The organism is Frankia canadensis, assembly GCF_900197875.1.
Lineage (GTDB): Bacteria > Actinomycetota > Actinomycetes > Frankiales > Frankiaceae > Frankia > Frankia canadensis.
This window is the reverse complement of record NZ_FZMO01000437.1, coordinates 1-1,312: the sequence shown is the minus strand read 5'-3', so window position 1 is coordinate 1,312 and position 1,312 is coordinate 1. Positions and strand designations below refer to the sequence as shown.

Here is a 1,312-nt window from a genome sequence, read left to right as displayed (position 1 = left end):
CCGTTGCGGATCGATGAGCGATAGCGCTCGCCGTTCACGCCGCCGGCACTTGCGCGCCGGCACTCCTGGTCTGACCGGCCTTGGCCGTGCCAGGTTCCCGCTTCCCAGCCACCCGCCCGCTCATGCGGGTCTTATGGTCGGCTCCACGGGCGTTTACCGTCTCCGACGTACTAGCGGCGACGAGGTGACGCAGGTTGATCGCGGCGTTCAGGTCGCGGTCGATCACCAGCCCGCAGGACTGGCATGCGAACGTGCGGTCGGCCAGGGTGAGGCTTGGGTTTCGCCAGCCACAGCCGGAACAGGTCTTACTCGACGGGTACCACCGGTCGGCGACGACGAGCCGCGATCCGTACCAGACGGTCTTGTAGGTGAGTTGTCGCCGGATCTCGGCCATCCCGGTGTCCGAGACGGCGCGGGCGAGCCGGCGGTTGCGGACCATCCCGGCGACGTGTAGATCCTCGACCACGATCACGTCGTGGGACCGGGCGAGCCGTGTCGTGAGTTTGTGTAGCCCGTCGCGGCGCTGGTTCGCGACCCGGGCATGGATCGTCGCGAGCCCGGCGGCGCGCTGCCGGCGCCCAGCGCTGCCCGGCTTCGACCGGGCATAGGCCCGCGACGCGCGGCGCAGTGTCCGCAGCGCGGCGGCGTGCCGTTTCGGGTTCGCCACCGTCTCGCCGGTGGACAGGACCGCGAGGTGTTTCACGCCCAGGTCGACGCCGACCGTGCCGCCCGTCCGTTGACGGCGGGTCGGCCGTTCGGGAACGTCCCGGTCGGCGCCGACGGTGAACGACACGAACCAGCGGCCCGCCGTCCGGGACACCGTCGCTCCACCCAGCCGCTCCCGGCCATCCGCCAGCCGCGACGTGAGCGCGCCCATCGGCTCGCCGACCTTGACCCGGCCGATCCGGGGCAGTTTCACGTACAGATCGGTCGCGGGGCCGTAGGCGCCGGTCGTGTAGCGGAACGAGTCGCGGGCCTTCCCGCGCTTCTTGAACCGGGGAAAACCGACCCGGCGGCCCTTCCGCTTTCCCTTCCGGGAGTCGGTGAAGTTCTTCAACGCACGGGCCAACTGGTCCAGCCCGGCCGAGTACGCCTCCTTCGAGCACTCGTCCCACCAGGGCGCGACGTCCCGCTTGGCGGCGTTCCAGGCAAGCCGCAGCACGGGCAGCGTCCACGGCACCGGGGTGAGCAGGTCGCCGTCCAGGCCGTAGGACTTCTCCGCGTCGCGCTGCGCGAACGCGGCCTTCACCCGGGCCAGGCCCAGTTGTAGGCGAACCGGGCCGCCCCCGCGTGGCGACGCAGGTTCGCGGCC

The 1,312-nt window shown here is 71.4% G+C and carries 1 pseudogene; it reads right to left on the bottom strand.

Annotated features, from left to right (window positions below):
- Positions 1–34: 34 nt before the first annotated feature.
- Positions 35–1,312: pseudogene (gene tnpB, locus C1A33_RS25535) on the bottom strand (IS607 family element RNA-guided endonuclease TnpB); the annotation flags it as partial.